Annotated in this window: 14 protein-coding genes; 2 read left to right on the plus strand and 12 right to left on the minus strand. The window is 63.9% G+C overall.

Annotated features, from left to right (window positions below):
• Positions 1-91: 91 nt before the first annotated feature.
• From ccoG to ccoN, 5 genes are read right to left on the minus strand one after another with little or no spacing between them, the layout of a single operon-like run.
• The gene (gene ccoG / locus BM193_RS18170) at positions 92-1,474 is read right to left on the minus strand and encodes a cytochrome c oxidase accessory protein CcoG (RefSeq protein ID WP_092799047.1); all 1,383 of its coding nucleotides are present in this window, start codon (positions 1,472-1,474) and stop codon (positions 92-94) included.
• A 2-nt stretch (positions 1,475-1,476) separates the two neighbouring features.
• Complete coding sequence (gene ccoP / locus BM193_RS18175; RefSeq protein WP_092799049.1) at positions 1,477-2,397, minus strand: cytochrome-c oxidase, cbb3-type subunit III; 921 nt, start codon at positions 2,395-2,397, stop codon at positions 1,477-1,479.
• Positions 2,390-2,593 carry a cbb3-type cytochrome oxidase subunit 3 gene (locus tag BM193_RS18180; RefSeq protein WP_092799051.1) on the minus strand — a complete coding sequence of 68 codons (204 nt, stop codon included), beginning with the start codon at positions 2,591-2,593 and terminating at the stop codon, positions 2,390-2,392. The genes ccoP and BM193_RS18180 overlap by 8 nt, the downstream gene beginning before the upstream one ends.
• Position 2,594: 1 nt before the next feature.
• Positions 2,595-3,209, minus strand: a complete 615-nt coding sequence (gene ccoO, locus BM193_RS18185; RefSeq protein ID WP_070223252.1) for a cytochrome-c oxidase, cbb3-type subunit II — start codon at positions 3,207-3,209, stop codon at positions 2,595-2,597.
• A 15-nt stretch (positions 3,210-3,224) separates the two neighbouring features.
• A complete protein-coding gene (gene ccoN, locus BM193_RS18190) occupies positions 3,225-4,652 on the minus strand; it encodes a cytochrome-c oxidase, cbb3-type subunit I (protein ID WP_092799053.1) in 1,428 nt (475 codons plus the stop codon).
• Between the two features lie 246 nt (positions 4,653-4,898).
• Here ccoN and BM193_RS18195 point away from each other — a divergent pair, with 246 nt between their 5' ends.
• Together BM193_RS18195 and BM193_RS18200 are read left to right on the plus strand one after the other, a co-directional pair.
• Positions 4,899-7,037, plus strand: a complete 2,139-nt coding sequence (locus BM193_RS18195) for a T6SS effector phospholipase Tle3 domain-containing protein (protein WP_092799055.1) — start codon at positions 4,899-4,901, stop codon at positions 7,035-7,037.
• On the plus strand, positions 7,037-8,509 hold the full coding sequence (locus tag BM193_RS18200; RefSeq protein WP_175533335.1) for a virulence factor: 1,473 nt from the start codon (positions 7,037-7,039) through the stop codon (positions 8,507-8,509). Before BM193_RS18195 ends, BM193_RS18200 begins: the two co-directional genes overlap by 1 nt.
• On the opposite strand, the gene ccoS is transcribed toward BM193_RS18200, so the two are convergent.
• From ccoS to yiaA, 7 genes are all read right to left on the minus strand, one after another.
• Positions 8,497-8,679 (minus strand): cbb3-type cytochrome oxidase assembly protein CcoS, encoded by a 183-nt coding sequence (ccoS, locus tag BM193_RS18205; RefSeq protein WP_092799057.1) that lies wholly within the window; start codon positions 8,677-8,679, stop codon positions 8,497-8,499. The genes BM193_RS18200 and ccoS overlap by 13 nt on opposite strands.
• Before the next feature lie 2 nt (positions 8,680-8,681).
• Positions 8,682-11,123 (minus strand): heavy metal translocating P-type ATPase, encoded by a 2,442-nt coding sequence (locus BM193_RS18210; protein ID WP_092799059.1) that lies wholly within the window; start codon positions 11,121-11,123, stop codon positions 8,682-8,684.
• 10 nt (positions 11,124-11,133) lie between these two features.
• The gene (locus BM193_RS18215) at positions 11,134-11,904 is read right to left on the minus strand and encodes a sulfite exporter TauE/SafE family protein (RefSeq protein WP_092799061.1); all 771 of its coding nucleotides are present in this window, start codon (positions 11,902-11,904) and stop codon (positions 11,134-11,136) included.
• Positions 11,905-11,916: 12 nt separating this feature from the next.
• Complete coding sequence (gene hemN, locus BM193_RS18220) at positions 11,917-13,365, minus strand: oxygen-independent coproporphyrinogen III oxidase (RefSeq protein ID WP_092799063.1); 1,449 nt, start codon at positions 13,363-13,365, stop codon at positions 11,917-11,919.
• Positions 13,366-13,389: 24 nt separating this feature from the next.
• Positions 13,390-15,060, minus strand: a complete 1,671-nt coding sequence (locus BM193_RS18225; protein WP_092799065.1) for a methyl-accepting chemotaxis protein — start codon at positions 15,058-15,060, stop codon at positions 13,390-13,392.
• 186 nt (positions 15,061-15,246) lie between these two features.
• Entirely contained in the window at positions 15,247-17,355 is a 2,109-nt protein-coding gene (locus tag BM193_RS18230) for an EAL domain-containing protein (protein WP_092799225.1), read from the minus strand.
• 45 nt (positions 17,356-17,400) lie between these two features.
• Positions 17,401-17,832 carry an inner membrane protein YiaA gene (gene yiaA, locus BM193_RS18235; protein ID WP_092799067.1) on the minus strand — a complete coding sequence of 144 codons (432 nt, stop codon included), beginning with the start codon at positions 17,830-17,832 and terminating at the stop codon, positions 17,401-17,403.
• Positions 17,833-17,836: the final 4 nt, after the last annotated feature.

The raw sequence follows: 17,836 nt of genomic DNA on the forward strand, positions 1-17,836 counted from the left end.
TTGAAAATCAAGTGACCCTAACGCATGATTGATGATACCCATACGGCGAAATACCGGGGTCGGACCCTGAGGGACCGACCCCAAATCAACATCAGCGCGGCACGATGAATACCGCGTTTTCCCGCACATGCAGCGACGGATCGTCCAGCGATTGCAGCTCGATGGCGATCTTGTTCGAGCCCTTCTCGCCGACGCCATGCGGCACGCGCAGGCGGATGGGCCAGCCCAGCGTTTCCGTCGGCTGCAGGGTCACTTCGTCGCGCGTCAGCAAGGTCAGGCCGGGCAGGCCGGACACGCTGATCCTGAAGCTCTGGCTTTGCTCCGAGGTGTTCATGATCTGCAGGCGGTAGACGTTTTCGATCATGCCGTCTTCCACCTCGCGTCCCATGGAACCACGGTCGCGGATCACGTCCATTTTCAATGGCGTGCGCAGGGCCAGCGAGGCACACACGGCGATGATGATCAGCGCCAGGATGGAGGTGTAGATCAGCACGCGCGGTCGCATGGCGCGCCGGCGGATCTGCTGCGAATTGAAATTGTTTTCCATCGCATGGTCGGTACTGTAGCGTACCAGTCCCCGTGGCCGGTCGACCTTGTCCATCACGCTGTTGCAGGCGTCCACGCAGGCGGCGCAGCCGATGCATTCATACTGCAGGCCATTGCGGATATCGATGCCGGTCGGACACACCTGCACGCACAAAGTGCAGTCGATGCAGTCGCCCAGCTTGGCGTTGTTGCCGGCCTTCTTGCTCAGCGCGCCGCGTGGCTCGCCCCGCTTGGCATCGTAGGTGATGATCAGGGTGTCCTGGTCGAACATGGCGCTCTGGAAACGCGCGTAGGGGCACATGTATTTGCACACCTGCTCGCGCAGCCAGCCCGCGTTGCCGTAGGTTGCCAGGCTGTAGAACAAGACCCAGAACCATTCCCACGGGCCGAAGCTCAGGGTGGTCACCGAATGCGCCAGTTCCTTGATCGGCGTGAAGTAGCCGACGAAGGTAAAGCCCGTCCACAGGGCGATGGCGCCCCACACCAGGTGCTTGGCCGTCTTCTTGAAGGCCTTGCGCAGGGACGGGCCCTGCTTGTCGAGGGCCATGCGCGCGCTGCGCGTGCCCTCGATGCGGCGTTCGACCCACAGGAAGATTTCCGTGTACACCGTTTGCGGGCAAGAGAACCCGCACCACACCCGCCCGGCAATGGCCGTGACGAGGAACAGCAGATACGCACAGATGATCAGCAGGGCCGCCAGGTAGATGAAATCCTGGGGCCACAGCACGACGCCGAAAATGTAGAACTTGCGCGTGGTCAGATCGAACAGCAGGGCTTGCCTGCCATTCCAGGTCAGCCACGGCAAGCCGTAGAACGCCAGCTGGGTAAGCCAGACGCATACCCATCGCCAGGTAGCGTAGCGTCCTTTGGCCTCGCGAGGGTAGATCTGCTCGCGGGCCGCATACATCTTGATGACTTGAGGTTCCATTTTTACTTAGCGGGCGCCTGCGGATTCGACAGGCTCCAGACGTACGCCGACAGCACGTGCACCTTCGACTCGCCAAGGAAATCACTGAAGGCCGGCATGGTGTTGCTGCGTCCCTTGCGGATGGTTTCCATGATGGTGTCGGCGCTGCCGCCATACAGCCAGGTCTTGTCCGTCAGGTTCGGCGCGCCGAGCATCTGGTTGCCCTTCGCATCGGCGCCGTGACAGGCCATGCAGGCGCCGAACTTGCCCTTGCCCAGCACCGACTTGACGGGATCCGAGGTGGAACCGGACAGGCTCAGCACGTAATGGGCCACGTTCTCGACATCCTTTTCGGAGCCCAGCGCGGCGCCCATCGGCGGCATCTGGCCATTGCGGCCATGCATGATGGTGGTCTTGATGATGTCGGGATCACCGCCATACAGCCAGTCCTTGTCCGTCAGGTTGGGGAAGCCCTTGTTGCCGCGCGCATCCGAACCGTGGCACTGCGCGCAGTAGGTCAGGAACAAGCGCTGGCCGATGGCTTGCGCCTGCGGATCGGCGGCCACCGTTTTCAGGTCCTGGCCCAGGTACTTGTTGAACAGGGGGCCGTAGTCGGCTTCCGCCTTCTTCAGCTCTTCCTCGTACTGGCCCGTCGATTTCCAGCCCAGGCTGCCGGCATAGTTGCCCAGGCCCGGATACAGGAACAGATAGGCCAGCGCGAAGACGATGGTGATGTAGAACAGCCACATCCACCAGCGCGGCATCGGCGTGTTGAGTTCCTTCAAGTCCTCGTCCCACACGTGGCCCGTGGTGCCGTCGGCGGGGGCGCCGGCGGCCACTTTTACTTTCGATTGCGAGTACAGCAGCACGCCGCAGCCGATGATGCCCAGCAGGGACAGCACGATGATGTAGATGTTCCAGAAGCCATTGGTAAAGTCAGCCATGGTTGCGCTCCTTGGCCAGGTTCATCTCGGCTTCGGCCGGATAGTCGAGCGCGTCGTCGGCGAACGGCAGGCGCGCCGCCGCGTCGAAGTCGCTATTGCTGCGGCTGAAGGTCCACCACAGGATGCCCACGAACGTCGTAAAGGAAACCACCGTCATGACGCTGCTGGCGCTGTCAAACAGGTTGTCGATTGCCATGCTAATTCCTTGTTTTGATTAATGTACCGAGGCCTTGCAGATAGGCGACCAGGGCGTCTTCTTCCGTCTTGTCCTGCAGCTGCGCGGGGCCGGCGGCGATCTCTTCATCGCTGTACGGCTGGCCCAGGCGTTTCAGGGCGCGCATCTTCGGCATGATGTCGTCAGGCACCAGCTTGGTCTTCGCCAGCCAGGGGTAGGCCGGCATGTTCGACTCGGGCACCACGTCGCGCGGGTTGTTCAAGTGCGTGCGGTGCCATTCATCGCTGTAGCGGGCGCCCACGCGGGCCAGGTCGGGCCCGGTGCGCTTGGAACCCCACTGGAACGGACGGTCGTAGACGAACTCGCCGGCGACCGAATAGTGGCCATAGCGTTCCGTTTCCGCGCGCAGCGGACGCACCATCTGCGAGTGGCAGTTGTAGCAGCCTTCGCGCACGTAGATGTCGCGGCCCGCCAGGCGCAGCGGCGAGTACGGCTTCAGGCCGGCGACGGGCTCCGTCGTGCTCTTCTGGAAGAACAGCGGAACGATCTCGACGGCGCCGCCGATGCTGATCACCACCGTGACCAGGGCGATCAGCAGCCAGGGGTTTTTTTCAATCCATGCATGTGAAAATTTCATTTGCTCTTGCTCCTATCAGGCGTGCGCCGCGTTCAGTTCCGGAATGCGGGCGACGGGGAGTTTGCTGCCGCGCAGAGTCATCCAGGTGTTGTAGCCCATGATGCACATACCCGACAGGTACAGCAGGCCACCGGCCACGCGCACCACGTAGTACGGATACGTTGCTTTCACGCTTTCGACGAAGGTGTAGGTCAGGGTGCCGTCCGGATTGACCGCGCGCCACATCAGGCCCTGCATCACGCCGGCGATCCACATGGCGGCGATGTACAGCACGATGCCGATGGTGGCCACCCAGAAGTGCACGTCGACCAGGCGCGTGCTGTGCATCTGCGTGCGGCCCGCCAGGCGCGGCAGCAGGTAGTAGATCGAACCCATGGTGATGAAGCCCACCCAGCCCAGGGCGCCCGCATGCACGTGGGCCACGGTCCAGTCGGTGTAGTGCGACAGCGAGTTGATGGTCTTGATCGACATCATCGGACCTTCGAAGGTGGCGATGCCGTAGAACGACAGCGAGACGATCATGAATTTCAGGATCGGGTCGGTGCGCAGCTTGTGCCAGGCGCCCGACAGGGTCATGATGCCGTTGATCATGCCGCCCCAGCTTGGCGCCAGCAGGACCAGCGAGAAGACCATGCCGATCGATTGCGTCCAGTCAGGCAAGGCCGTGTAGTGCAGGTGATGCGGGCCGGCCCACATGTAGGTGAAGATCAGCGCCCAGAAGTGGACGATCGACAGGCGGTACGAGTACACGGGGCGCTCGGCCTGTTTCGGGATGAAGTAGTAGACCATGCCCAGGTAGCCGGCGGTCAGGATGAAGCCCACGGCGTTATGCCCGTACCACCACTGGATCATCGCGTCCTGCACGCCCGCGTAGGCGGAATACGACTTGGTGAACGAGGCTGGCATGACGGCGCCATTGACCACGTGCAAAATCGTCACGGCCAGGATGTAGGCGCCGAAGAACCAGTTGGCCACGTAGATGTGCTTGACCTTGCGCTTGATCAGGGTGCCGAAGAACACGATGGCGTAGGCGATCCAGACGACGGCGATGAGGATGGAAATGGGCCACTCCAGCTCGGCGTATTCCTTGCCGCGCGTCAGGCCCATGGGCAGGCTGACGACGGCGCACAGGATCACCGCTTGCCAGCCCCAGAAGGTGAAGGCGGCCAGCTTGTCGGAAAACAGGCGCACCTGGCAGGTGCGTTGCACGACGTAGTACGAGGTGGCGAACAGGCCGCAGATGCCGAAGGCGAAAATCACCGCGTTCGTGTGCAGCGGACGCAAACGTCCATATGTGAGCCATGGTATGTCGAGGTTCAGGGCAGGCCAGGCCAGCTGTGCGGCGATGATGACGCCAACCAGCATGCCGATGATGCCCCATACCACAGTAGCGACCGCGAATTGCTTCACGATCTTGTAGTTATAGTTCAGCGATTGATCCACAAAGACTCTCCCTGGAATTACTATTTATGATGGTGGCCAGAGAGTAAGTGTTTGACCGCTAAAAAACTTTGATGTGGATCAAAATTCCCCAGATGAAATAAGCATAGCGAACTGGCATCGAAATAAAGTGATATTTCGGTCAAAAAAGCCGTGCAAGATCCCTGCAACAGCCGGCTTGAGATGGCGTAAAACGTGCATGGAAGCAATAGCTTACAGTGGCTTGTCCAGACACGCCCAAGGTCCGCCATGGAAGACCCGGAACGCCGCGATCCGTTTGATGCCCAGGTGGACCTGGTCGTGGGCAAGGCCGAGGGCACGACCTTGTTCAGTCACTGCCTGCTCGATTGCTTGCAGCAGATGCCGTCGCCGGGTATCGTTATCTTCGTGCATGGCGTCAATTCCGACGGCGAGTGGTACCGCGCGGCCGAAGCAGGCCTGTGCCAAGGCCTGAACACGCGCATGAAGCGCTGCGACGAGCACATGGCCCATGCCACGGCGCAGGGCGGGCAACTGACGCCGGTGGGCTATCGGAGCGAGCTGAGCGATGACGGCTATGTCGACCCCGACTATACGACCGCCACCTTCATCGCGCCGCAAGCGCATTTCTCGCCCGTGATCCAGTTCCGCTGGGGCTACAAGGCCAGCGACAGGGAATTGCAGCAATATGGCGATTCGGTCTACCTGAACGAACACGCTTACTGGGGCGGCGGCCCGTTCGCCAATGGCTGCTCCTCCCTCCCGGACCTGTGGGGCGAGGGTCTGTCGGACGCCCTCTTCCTGTTCATCCACATCGAGCATCTGAATCCCGTCAACGACCGCATCGTGTATGCCTGCCCGCCGCGCCCCTATTTCGTGCTGGCAGCACTGCGCCTGGCGCACTTGGTGGCGGCCATCCGCCGGCAGCAGGCCGACGTGCCGATTACCGTGGTCTGCCACAGCCAGGGCAATATGGTGGGCATGGCGGCCGCATTTCTGGGCAATAAAATGGCCGACGTGCAGGATGCGGCGGGCAAAAGCGGGCGCTGCGTGGCCGATACCTATGTCTTGTGCAACCCGCCCTACAGCCTGTTGCGCAGAAACGATACGGAAGGCTGGCTGCAGGGGCAGGTCAGGGACGTCGATGGCAATGTGGGCCGGCAAAGCGGCGAGGCGCGCCGCAAGACCCTGGCGGCGTTTTTCGACATCGTGCGTGGCCAGGCCAAGGAGCCGCCCATGTCTGCCGCGCTGGCGGACATGGCCGCCAACGTGCGCCATGATTTCACCCTGGACAAGGACAGGGCCGCCTATGCCTGCGGCCCGCAGCCGACGACGCGCGGCCGCGTCACCCTGTATTGCAATCCGCACGACCGGGTGATTTCCGCCACGCCCATCCAGGGCATGGGCTGGTTGGGTCTGAGCGCCGAAGAAATCAAAGCCACGTGCGGCGACGGCGTGTTCAGCCAGCGCGTGTTTGCGCAGGGCTTTCCCGTTGGCAAGCGCGCTGACTATGACTATTGGAGCAACCATTATCGCCAGCCCGCGCGGGGCAGCGCCGATTTCTGGCATCCCCGCTCGCCGATTTCCAGATACGACCCGGACAAGGGCGTGCGCGCCAGTACCAGCGCGGCCGGCAAGGCGGCGAGCGTGCGCACGGCCTCCGCCATGTCGGCCCTCATGAAGATGCTGAAGACGCCCATCAATGCCGTGCCGCCCGACGACTGGCGCATCCCCGTGACGGCGCCCGCCTTGCCGGAAGTGTTTACACCGCAGGCCGTGCGCTTTGGCGTACCCAGCCCGCAGTTCGACCAGAATCTCGATCCGCCCGGCACGCACCGCCAGGAGGGCAAGGCGCGCCTGGCAGGCGAGCCGTATGCCGATACAAGCGTGGGCGGCACGCCGCAGGGCAACCGCGATACCGAGGCGGCACTGCGCTACGAAGACCACGCCCGCCTGCGCATGAAGGCCCGCCGCGGGAAGCTCGACGGCAATGACGGCAAGGCGATGATGGAAGACGACCTGTCTACCGCCACGCCGGAATACTTGCAATGGCGCAAGCAGGAAATCCAGGGGCAACTGGCGGCCACCTGCGACACGCATGCGACCGACCATTCCACCATCCTGAGCAATCCTGGGCACGCTGAAAAGGCGCTGGCGTATGACGTGGCGATCGGGGTGTGTCATATCAGCGAGGAGGCGATGCGGGAATTGAGAGTGATTGCGGATTGGCGATTGTTGAAGGAGTTGGAAAAAAAGGGTAATTCAAACAGAATTTTTCTTGAATATTTCAAGCTTGGTTTGTTTAAAAAAAAACCGTTATTGGAGTGGGTTCAAAGTGATGGCAGCGCTGGAAGCATGCCTCCCGAGATAGTGGATGAGCGCATGTACAAGCGCCCGGAGACCTCCTGATGCGCAACTTGATTGCTACTCTTCCGCGCAGGCTGGGCTGGAGCATATTTGTTTTCAGTCTTGCGTCTGGCATTGCACTCTGGTCGGTATTGCAAGCCCCGCCAGTCGATGTGCCTCTTGAAGGAGGATTGCTGATGAAACGATTATTGTTGATGCCGGGATTGCTGGCGCTTGCCGTCCTTTTCCTGACCTCGGCCTGCGCCAGCAAGGCATCGGTTGCGGCACCGGTTGCCGCCGTTATCCCTGCTGCGCCCGCGCAGCTGTATATGGCGCAGGTGGTGGGCGTGCAGTGGCTCAATCCCCTGCAGCGGCGCGACTATCCGACCGAGTGGCAACTGCTGTGGACACTGGGCCTGGCCAAGCCGAACAAGGACGATAGCAAGGTAAAGGAAAATCCTGTGCGTTTTGGCAAGGTGCAATCGATCGGCATGATTGCTTCCGGCAACAAGGGGCGGGAAACATTCAATGGATATCATGAAAAGTATGTGGAGGAATTGATCACGCTGTTTCATGATATTTATTTCTCGAACGAAGAATATTTTTACAACGCCCATTCGCTGAGCGACAAATCCACGCGCCGTGAACTGGCCGGCATCCATGTTGAATATGCCCTGCCGGCTGGGCGGCTTGATCCCGTGGAAGCGGCGGAATACTTGCGCGAGGAGATTGTCGATACCTTCAGCATCGGCAACCCCCATTTCCCCGGTTCCTGGACCACGGCCACGCCGCCCGACGTGCGCGTGACCATGGGCGGCGCCAACGCGGGCTTTACGTCCCTGGCGGCGGGCCTGGCTTACCTGCAGGCCAATCCCGACAAGACCGTGTGGGTGATGAACTGGGACGCGCCCAGTTATCCGCCCAAGGATGAGCAGATCAATGAAAACATGGTCTTGCTGGTCCTGGCCGGTCCCGGCTACAAGACGGAGCGCGCGCCGCTGGCCTGGCTGGGCTTTCCCGCCACGCGCAATGTCGCCGATTTCAGCGCTGGCAAGGGACAGTCCCCGCGCGCCGTGCAGGCGTGGGGCGCTGCCATCGACGCTGCCGCCCGGAACGCGCAATTGAACGACGACGCCATCGGCTACGTCATCCACGATGCGGGCAGCAGCTATCCTGTTTCGTCAGAGCGCATTGGCCCGCTGGCGCAAAGCCTGACGCAGCAATTGCCCGACTTCGATTTCAACAAGCAGACTTTCAACATGCCAGCATTGTTGGGCGAGACGGGTACCGGCACGGCGCTGACCAACGTGGCGCTGGCCATCGCCCATGCGAACCACGTGGGCCGGCCCGTGCTGGTGGCGGGCAGCAGTGACAGCGAAAGTGTGACAGCGCTGGTGGTGGCGCCGCCGGCCGTGGTGCGGCCCGTCGACCACGAACAGCCGTGGTTCCGCGCGCGCGGCGGCAATACCGTGTTTCTGCCGTGGTGGGGCCGGCGCTTCGATGCGCGGCCGGGGTCGCAAGGTTATTCGCGCTGAGGCGCTGGCGGGACGGCTGCTTCCGGCGGCGTATCGTCGTCCTGCAGCACGCGCAGGCCCGGTCCGACGAGGTCGTCGAACTGGCCGCTGTCCGAGGCGGTGAAATACACCCACAGGGCGATGAAGACGACCACGACGCTCAAGGGGATGAGGAGATACAGTGCTTCCATGTTCAGGCTTTCCGCAGGCGCAGGGCGTTGGCGATGACGACCGCCGAGCTGGCGGCCATGCCGACGCCGGACAGCCAGGGGTTCAAAAAGCCCAGCGCGGCGGCCGGGATGGCCGTCAGATTGTACAAGGTGGCCCAGCCCAGGTTTTCGCGGATGATGCGCATGCTGCGCGCCGCCGTCTTCGCCGTGTCCAGCACGGACAGCAATTGGCTCGACAGCAGCACCGTGTCCGCATGCGCCTGCGCCAGCGCGGCGCCGGAACCCATGGCGAAGGAGACGTCGGCCGCGCTCAGCACGGCGGCGTCGTTGATGCCGTCGCCGACCATCGCCACCACGGCGCCCGTCGCCTGCAATTGCTGCACGAAGTCGAGCTTTTCATCGGGCAGGCATTCGCCGCAGGCCGTGGTGATGCCCAGTTCCGCCGCCACGCCTTGCGTCAGCGCTTCCTGGTCGCCACTCAGCAGCACGACCTGCTTGCCGCGCCGCTGGAAATACGCGACCACGTCAACGGCTTCCGGGCGCAGCGCATCGCTGAGCAAAAAGCGCGTCAGCCAGCGGCCCTGCGTGCCCAGGTACAGCGGCGTCATGCCCTGCATGCCGACGGCCGTGTCGCCCAGCGGCGGTCCCGCGATGGCGGCGACAAAGGCCGCATTGCCCAGACGGTAGCGTACGCCGTCGACCACGCCTTCCAGACCCTGGCCCTGCACTTCCTGCAGGCGTTCCGCATGCGGGCGCGGCTGCTGTCCGGCCAACCCTTCGGCGGCGCCCAGGATGGCCTGCGCCAGCGGATGGGCGCTGCCCGCTTCCAGCGCGGCGGCCACCCGCAGGCAGGCATCCTCCGTCATGCCGCCGAGTGCCTCGATCTGTTTCAGCACGGGCCGTCCCAGGGTCAGGGTTCCCGTCTTGTCGAAGACGATATGGGTGGCGCGGTGCAGGGTTTCCAGCACATGCGGCTGGACGATCAGCACGCCGCGCCGCAGCAGGCTGTCGGTGGCGGCCGCCAGCGCCGTCGGCGTGGCCAGGGACAGGGCGCAGGGGCACGACACGACCAGCACGGCGATGGCCACGGGCCATGCCTGCGACGGGTCGTGCCAGCTCCAGAAGGCGAACACGGCGACGGCAAACAGCAGCAGGCCCAGCACGAACCAGGCGGCCACTTTATCGGCCCACTGGGCGATCTGCGGCTTGCCGCTGCCGGCCCGCTCGATCAGTTTCAACAGGTCGGACAAGGTGCTCTCGCGCGCCGGCTTCAGCACGCGCAAGATCAATGCCGCGCTGGCGTTGATGGCCCCGCCCGGCACCCGCTCGCCCGCCTTTCTGCGCTGGGCCGCGCTCTCGCCCGTCAGCAGCGATAAATCGAGCGCGCTCGTGCCTTCGATGATGACGCTGTCGGCGGCGATGGCCTCGCCCGGCTTGACCAGGATCACGTCACCGACGGCCAGGCTGCCGGCCGGCACCAGCGTGGTGACGCGGCTGTCGGGAAAGCCCGCCATCAGCGAGGCGGAGGCGGGCAAGGCGTGCTGCAGGCGTTCCAGCGCCGAGGCGGCCTTGCGGCGCGCCTGCAGTTCGAAATAGCGGCTGCACAGCAAGAGGAAGATGAACATCGTGGCCGAGTCGTAATACACCTCGCCGCGGCCCGTGAAGGTCGCCACCACGCTGCCGAAGAAGGCCGCCAGGATGCCCAGCGCCACGGGCACGTCCATGCCCAGGGTGCGCGCGCGCAGGCTGGCCCAGGCGCCCTGGAAAAACGGCATGGCGGAATAGCAGATGGCGGGCAAGGTGAGCAGCAAACTGGCCCAGCGCATCAGGCTGGCCATGCTGTCGTCCAGGGTGCCATCCTCGGCGGCCAGGTAGGACGGCGCCACGTACATCATGACCTGCATCATCGACAGGCCCGCGACGAACAGCTGGCGGCCCAGGGTCTTGCTGGCTTGTTGCAGGCGTTCGCCATGGCGCACGGCGTCATACGGATAGGCCGTGTAGCCGACTTGCCGCACCGCTTGCAGGATGTCGCCCGGTTCGCACTCGGCGCGGCTCCAGCGCACGTACAGGCGCTCGGTGGCGACGTTCAGGCTGGCCGCCTGCACGCCGGGCAGGCGCGTCAATTGACGCTCGATCAGCCAGACGCAGGCGGCGCAGCGGATGCCCTCGACGGACAGGGTCGCTTCGCAGCTGCTGGCGTCGCGCGCGAATTGCGCATCGTCATTGCTGTACAGGCGCAGTTCGGGCGGCACCAGCGTGGCGTGCGCCGCGTTGACGGCGTATTCGTCGCGCTCGCGGTAATACGCGCTCTGGCCGATGTCGACGATGGTGTGCGCCACCGCTTCGCAGCCGGGGCAGCACATGGCGCGCGGCACGTCGTCGATGGTGACGTTCCAGTTGGAACCAGCGGGCACGGGCAGGCCGCAATGGAAGCAGCTGGCAGGTTTCAAGACAGCATTCATACGGTTCTTTTCATGGATGGCCCGTGACGCACAGGGCGTCGAGCCAGCCCAGCGACACGCCATTGGCGGCGCGCAGCAGGCCCAGCAAACCGAAGCCCAGCACCAGCACGCCGCTGGCGATGCGCACGGGACGGCGCTGCAGCTGCGCGCGCAGGCGCGTGCCCAGCAGGCCCATGCCGAACAGCATGGGCAAGGTGCCCAGGCCGAAGGCGCCCATGGCGGCCGCGCCGCGCAATGCCGAGCCTTGCAGCATGGCCGTCAGCAGGGCGCTGTAGACCATGCCGCACGGCACCCAGCCCCACAGGCCGCCCACGGCCAGCGCCTTGAGCGGCGTATCCATCGGCATCAGCGGTTTCAATAGAGGGCGCACGCGGCGCCAGACGATATTGCCGGCCGCTTCGACGTGGGCCAGGCCGCGCCAGGCATCCATCAGGTACAGGCCCAGGGCCACCAGCATCAGGTTGGCCAGCCAGTAAGCGGCCACCTGCAGTGACGCCAGGTGCAGCATGCCGGCGCCCGCCAGGCTGCCGGCCATGGCGCCGGCCAGCATGTAGCTGGCGATGCGTCCGCCGTTGTAGGCCAGCACGCGCAAGACGCCCTGCAACTGCGTCGACTGCAGCGCCGGGCGCGCCACGGCGATGGCGATCACCGGACGCGCGGGCGCGGGCGCGGTACCGCCGCCCAGCGACAGGGCGCCGACGATGCCGCCGCACATGCCGATGCAGTGCACGCTGCCGGCCAGGCCGACCAGGAACAGCGGCAGAAAGCTCAGGGCATTCATCGTGGCGCGGTCTTACACCGTTTTCGAGTAGCGCAGCGGCTGCGGCGCATCGGGCGTGGCATTCGCGCGCGCCAGGGTCAGATAGCGGTCGAAGACCATGCAGATATTGCGGATCAGCAAGCGCCCTTTCGGCGTCACCGTCAGCCAGTCTTCCTCGATCACCAGCAAGCCGTCGCGGGCCAGCTCGCGCAGCTTTTCCAGCTCGCTGGCGAAGTAGCTGCGAAATTGCACCGGGTGCGCCTGTTCGATGGTGGCGATCGACAATTCGAAATTACACATCAGCATCTGGATGATAATGCGGCGTAATAAGTCGTCCGTATCGAGCTTGATGCCGCGCGCGATCGGCAGCACGCCTTCGTCGAGCTTTTCATAGTAGGCGTCCAGCGTCTTCTCGTTCTGGCTGTAGACGGCGCCCACGGAACTGATGGCCGACACGCCGCAGGCGATCAGGTCCGCTTCCGCGCGCGTCGAATAGCCCTGGAAGTTGCGGTGCAGGCGGCCCTGGCGCTGCGCCACGGCCAGGTCGTCCGTCGGCTTGGCGAAATGGTCCATGCCGATGTACACGTAGCCGGCGGCCGTCAGGCGCGCGATGCACAGGCCCAGCATGGCCAGCTTGGTGGCGCTGTCGGGCATGTCGGCATCGAGGATGCGGCGCTGCGGCTTGAAGAGGTGCGGCATGTGCGCGTAGTGGTACAGGGCGATGCGGTCGGGGCTGGCGGAAATCACCTTGCGCAGGGTTTCCGTCATCGTCTCCAGGCTTTGCTTGGGCAAGCCGTAGATCAGGTCGATGCTGATCGAGCGGAAACCGGCGTCGCGCGCCGCCTGCATGATGGCCACCGTCTCCGCTTCGGGCTGGATGCGGTTGACGGCTTTTTGCACGTCGGCGTCGAAATCCTGCACGCCCAGGCTGATGCGATTAAAACCTTGCGCGCGCAGCGAAAACACGCGTTCGCGCGACACGGTGCGCGGGTCGATCTCGATGGAATACTCGCCATCCTCGTCGGCGGCGAACTCGAAATGCTGGCGCAGGTGCAGCATCAGTTCATCCATCTGCTTTTCGCTGAAATAGGTCGGCGTGCCGCCGCCGAAATGCAGCTGTTCGATCTGGTTCATGCCGGCAAACAGCTTGCCCTGCATGGCGATTTCCTGCTTCAGGTAGCTGAGGTAGGTGGCCGCCTTGCTGCGGTCTTTCGTGATGATCTTGTTGCAGGCGCAGTAGTAGCACAGGGTGTCGCAGAACGGCACGTGCACGTACAGCGACAGGGGCCGGCGGCCGCCGCGCATGCGCAGCGCGGCCAGGGCTTCGAGGAAATTACCGTAGCCGAAATCTCCGTTGAAACGGTCGGCGGTCGGGTAGGAGGTGTAGCGCGGGCCGGACTGGCTCATCTTGCCGATGATGACCGGGTCGAATTCGACGACGGCGTCCAGTTCGGCGGAAGCACTGCTGAGTAGTGTAGGCATGGTGTGTTGTAAGTCTTGAAAAGTTTAGGCGGCCAGGCGTTTCAGGCCGGCGCTCTTGCCGGCATTTGCGGCACCCGCGGCGCCCGATTTGCCGCCCGGCATGGCGACGCGGCGCGGTGGCGGCATCTTGCCGAAATTGAACAGGCTCACGGCTTGCGACAGGCTGGCCGCTTCTTCCGCCAGGCGCGTGGCCGCCGCCGCCGCCTCTTCCACCAGGGCCGCATTCTGCTGCGTCACCTGGTCCATGTGGGCGATGGCCTGGTTGACCTGGTCGACGCCGATGCTCTGTTCGCGCGAGGCGATCGAGATTTCCTGCATGATGGCCGTCACCTGCTTGACGGAGCTGACCACCTGCTCCATCGTGGCGCCGGCGCGGTTCACCTGCTGCATGCCGGCGCCCACCTTGCCGACGGAAATCTCGATCAGCTGCTTGATGTCTTTCGCCGCCACCGACGAGCGCTGCGCCAGGTTGCGCACCTCGCCCGCCACCACGGCAAAGCCTTTGCCTTGTTCGCCGGCACGGGCCGCTTCCACGGCCGCGTTCAGGGCCAGGATGTTGGTCTGGAAGGCGATGCCTTCGATCAGGCCGATGATGTCGACGATCTTCTTCGACGAGGTGTTGATGTCATCCATGGTGGTGATCACGTCGGAGACGATCTCGCCGCCCTGCACCGCCACTTTCGAGGCGGCCACGGCCAACTCGTTGGCCTGCACGGAATTGTCCGCGTTCTGCTTCACGGTGGACGAGAATTCCTCGATGCTCGACGCTGTTTCTTCCAGGCTGGCGGCCTGCGATTCCGTGCGTCCGGACAGGTCCATATTGCCGACGGCGATCTGCTTGGTGGCCACGGCCATGGTTTCCACGTTGATGCGCACGTCGCGGATGGTGGCGATCAGGTTGCTGTTCATCTGCTGCAAGGCGCGCAGCAGCTGGCCCATCTCATCCGTGCTGTCCGTTTCAAAGCTGCCCGACAGGTCGCCGGCGGCAATCGCCCGCGCGCCGTTCAGGGCCTTGCCCAGCGGCTTGAGCACGGACATGCGCAGGGTGTACCAGAGGAAGACGTTGATCAGGAAGCCGAACAGGGTGGCGCCGAAGATGGCGTAATTGGTGATCTCGCCGCCGGCGGCGAACAGGCTGATGATGCATACCAGCAGTTGCAGGCAGTTGACGATGGACGTCGCGGCCCAGATGCGCAGGTTCAGCGACATGTGCGTCAGGCTGTGCAGCAGGTGCGCCAGGCCCGGGCGCACGATCTGCCCGTTCTTGATGACGATCTTGCCGCCTTCCTTGTTGCGGATGGCGGCATACGCTTCCTCGGTGGCTTTCACCTGGTCCTTGTCGGCTTTGACGCGCACGGACATGTAGCCGACGGTCTTGCCCGCTTCGCGGATGGGCGTGACGTTGGCGCGCACCCAGTAAAAGTCGCCGTTCTTGCAGCGGTTCTTGACCAGGCCCGTCCATGGCGTGCCCGCCTGGATCGAGGTCCACAGGTCGGCGAACGCCTCGGCCGGCATGTCCGGGTGGCGCACGATGTTCTGTGGCGAACCGAGCAGCTCTGCCTCGCTGAAACCGCTGACCTGGCTGAAGTACGGGTTCACATACACGATATTGCCGTTCATATCCGTTTTCGACACGATGGCCTGATCGTCCAAGACGAGGACTTCACGGTTAGTCACTGGCAAATTTTGGCGCATGGTCGCGGCTTCCTGATCAGTTAAATAAGCAATTGGTGAGTAAGACTTGCACGATTGCAAGAACGGAGATCAGTGTAAGGAGTCGACTAGGCAAATTTATTGATGTAGATCAAAAACCTCCAGATTGGTCATGCTTATATGCATTTAGCGATAGCAATGCGGCATGGTTGGCAAGGTGGGGGGCGGCTAGTCCGCGCCCGCCGTCAGCGGGCGCAGGCTGCCCACGGCGTAGCCTTGCGCGTAATCGATGCCCAGCTCGCGGATGACGGCCAGGGTGGCCGCATCTTCCACGTATTCGGCCACGGTTTTCAGGCCCATCACGTGGCCCACTTCATTGATGGCTTTCACCATGGCGCGGTTGATGGCGTTGCTGGCGATGTCGCGCACGAAGACGCCGTCGATCTTCAAATAGTCGACGGGCAGGGCTTTCAGGTAGCCGAACGAGGAAAAGCCGCTGCCGAAATCGTCGAGCGAGAAGCGGCAGCCCAGGGCCTTGAGCTTGTGCATGAAGGCCTGCGCCTTGGGCAGGTTGGCGATGACGGCCGTTTCCGTGATTTCAAAGCAGATCTGCTCGGGGGCGATCGCGTAGTGCACGAACTGCTCCGTGATGTAGTCCTGCAGGCCCGCGTCGGCCAGCGACATGCCCGACAGGTTGATCGAGTACAGGGCCGGGGCGCGGCGCCGGCTTTCCGCCATGGCTTCCAGCGGCGGCAGGCTGTCGCGCACGCTCTGGATGTGGTGGCAGACGGCGCGGATCACCCAGCGGTCGATGGACAGCATCATGTCGTAGCGCTCGGCGGCGGGGATGAAGGCGCCCGGCAGGATCAGGTCGCCCTTGCCGTTGCGGATGCGGATCAGCACTTCGTCGTGGTATTCGGGGCTGTCGTGCAGGTGCACGATGGGCATGGCGTACAGGCGGAAATAATCGTGCTCGAACGCTTCGTTCAGGCGCGAAATCCACAGCATTTCGCCATGCCGCTGCGCCAGCATCACGTCGGACTCCTGGTACACGTGCAGGCGGTTGCGGCCCTGCTCCTTGGCCAGGTAGCAGGCCTGGTCGGCCGCGCTCAGCAGCTCGCTCATGGATTTGCTGTCCTGGTTGATTTCCACGATGCCGATGCTCACGCCCAGTTCGAAACTGCGTTCGTCCCAGGCGAAGCGGAAATCGCGGATCGACTGGCGCAGCTGTTCGCCGATCAGGCGCGCATGGTCGAGCGGACAGTGCGGCAGCAGCACGCCCAGTTCATCGCCGCCCAGGCGCGCCAGGAGGTCGCTGTCGCGCATATGTCCCTGCAGCATCTTCGCCAGCAGCTGCAGCAGCACGTCGCCGGCGCCGTGGCCGCAGGTGTCGTTGATGACCTTGAACTGGTCCAGGTCCAGGTACAGCAGCGCATGCACGTGGCCCTCCTGCTTGGCCGTGTGCAGGGCGCCCGCCACCAGGTGCTCGAATTCGCGCCGGTTGATCAGGCCCGTCAGGGTGTCGTGCGTGGCGTGCCAGGATAGCTGCTGGGCCAGCTTGCGCTCGTGGCTGACGTCGCGGAAGACGACGACGGCGCCGAGGATCTCGCCCTCGCGCGACCAGATGGGCGCGGCGGACTCTTCGATGGCGATGCGGCGGCCGTCGCGCGTGACCAGCTGCGCGTGCGTGGAAATGCCGATGGCGTGGCGCTGGCGCAGGCACTTGATGGCCACGTGCTCGAGCGGCAGGCCCGTATGCTCGTCGACCAGGCGCAGGGTTTCGCGGATGTCCAGGCCTTGCGCCATCTCGTGGCTCCAGCCCGTCAACTGCTCGGCCACGCGGTTCAGGTAGCGTGTCTTGCCCTGGGGATCGGTGGTCATCACGCCGTCGCCGATGGAGCTGAGCGTCACTTCCGCCAGTTCCTTGCGCTCGGCGATCATCAGTTCGCGCGCCATGTGGTCCGTGATGTCCCAGATGATGCCCAGGGTGCGTTCGGGCTGGCCTTGCGCATCCATGAATACCTGCGCCTTGGCCGCCAGCCAGTGTTCGCTGCCGTCGGGCCAGATGACGCGGTACTGCAAGGCATAGCCGTCGCGCTGGCGCACGCCTTCCTGCAGCACGGCCACCACCTTGTCGCGGTCGCCGGCATGCACGCAGTCGAGAAAGGCGTGGAACGAGTGCGTCAGCGGCCGCTCGTCCAGGCCCAGCAAGGTGGCGCCCTTGGCCGACCAGCTGACCGTGCCGTCGAGCACCTGGCCATCAATGATGCGCGAATCCCAGATCGCCATGTGCGCCGCTTCCAGCGCCATCTGCAAACGTTTCTGTTGGTCGCTCATCATCCTCTCCCGACATGGATACGGAGATAGACGCGCCGCCGACGTTTAAGTTCCCGGCGCGTCGGCCGGCGCGAGCGGCGTGGCGCGGGCCACGTCGCGCACGTTCTTTTGCACGGTCACGGCGGCGAACAGGCTGAGTAAAAACGCCATGGCATAGAAACCCTTTTCGCTGTTCTGCAGGGTGGCGTTCCACAGGCCGACGGTGAGCAGCAGCAAGGCCAGCAGCACGGAAATCCAGCACAGGCCAAAGTAAATCCCCGTCACGGCGATGCCTTCCGCGCGGTCGCGCACGGATTTTTGCAGCGAGATGGCGGAGAACAGGCCGTACATGAGGATCGTAAAATAATAGCCCTTCTCGTTGAGCGCCATGCCGGCGTTCCACAGGCCGGCCAGGTACGTCAGGATGCCGATCAGCAGGGCTAGCCAGGAGGCGCCGATAAAGGCGCTGCTGGGACGTTGGATGGGGGGTGTCTGCATACGG

It is taken from the genome of Janthinobacterium sp. 344 (genome assembly GCF_900112025.1).
Classification (GTDB): Bacteria; Pseudomonadota; Gammaproteobacteria; order Burkholderiales; family Burkholderiaceae_D; genus Janthinobacterium.

Coding starts and splice junctions, on each gene's coding strand:
- ccoG (WP_092799047.1), bottom strand. CDS start 1,474: ATGGAACCTCAAGTCATCAAGATGTATGCGGCCCGCGAGCAGATCTAC.
- ccoP (WP_092799049.1), bottom strand. CDS start 2,397: ATGGCTGACTTTACCAATGGCTTCTGGAACATCTACATCATCGTGCTG.
- BM193_RS18180 (WP_092799051.1), bottom strand. CDS start 2,593: ATGGCAATCGACAACCTGTTTGACAGCGCCAGCAGCGTCATGACGGTG.
- ccoO (WP_070223252.1), bottom strand. CDS start 3,209: ATGAAATTTTCACATGCATGGATTGAAAAAAACCCCTGGCTGCTGATC.
- BM193_RS18195 (WP_092799055.1), top strand. CDS start 4,899: ATGGAAGACCCGGAACGCCGCGATCCGTTTGATGCCCAGGTGGACCTG.
- BM193_RS18200 (WP_175533335.1), top strand. CDS start 7,037: ATGCGCAACTTGATTGCTACTCTTCCGCGCAGGCTGGGCTGGAGCATA.
- ccoS (WP_092799057.1), bottom strand. CDS start 8,679: ATGGAAGCACTGTATCTCCTCATCCCCTTGAGCGTCGTGGTCGTCTTC.
- BM193_RS18210 (WP_092799059.1), bottom strand. CDS start 11,123: ATGAATGCTGTCTTGAAACCTGCCAGCTGCTTCCATTGCGGCCTGCCC.
- BM193_RS18215 (WP_092799061.1), bottom strand. CDS start 11,904: ATGAATGCCCTGAGCTTTCTGCCGCTGTTCCTGGTCGGCCTGGCCGGC.
- hemN (WP_092799063.1), bottom strand. CDS start 13,365: ATGCCTACACTACTCAGCAGTGCTTCCGCCGAACTGGACGCCGTCGTC.
- BM193_RS18225 (WP_092799065.1), bottom strand. CDS start 15,060: ATGCGCCAAAATTTGCCAGTGACTAACCGTGAAGTCCTCGTCTTGGAC.
- BM193_RS18230 (WP_092799225.1), bottom strand. CDS start 17,355: ATGAGCGACCAACAGAAACGTTTGCAGATGGCGCTGGAAGCGGCGCAC.
- yiaA (WP_092799067.1), bottom strand. CDS start 17,832: ATGCAGACACCCCCCATCCAACGTCCCAGCAGCGCCTTTATCGGCGCC.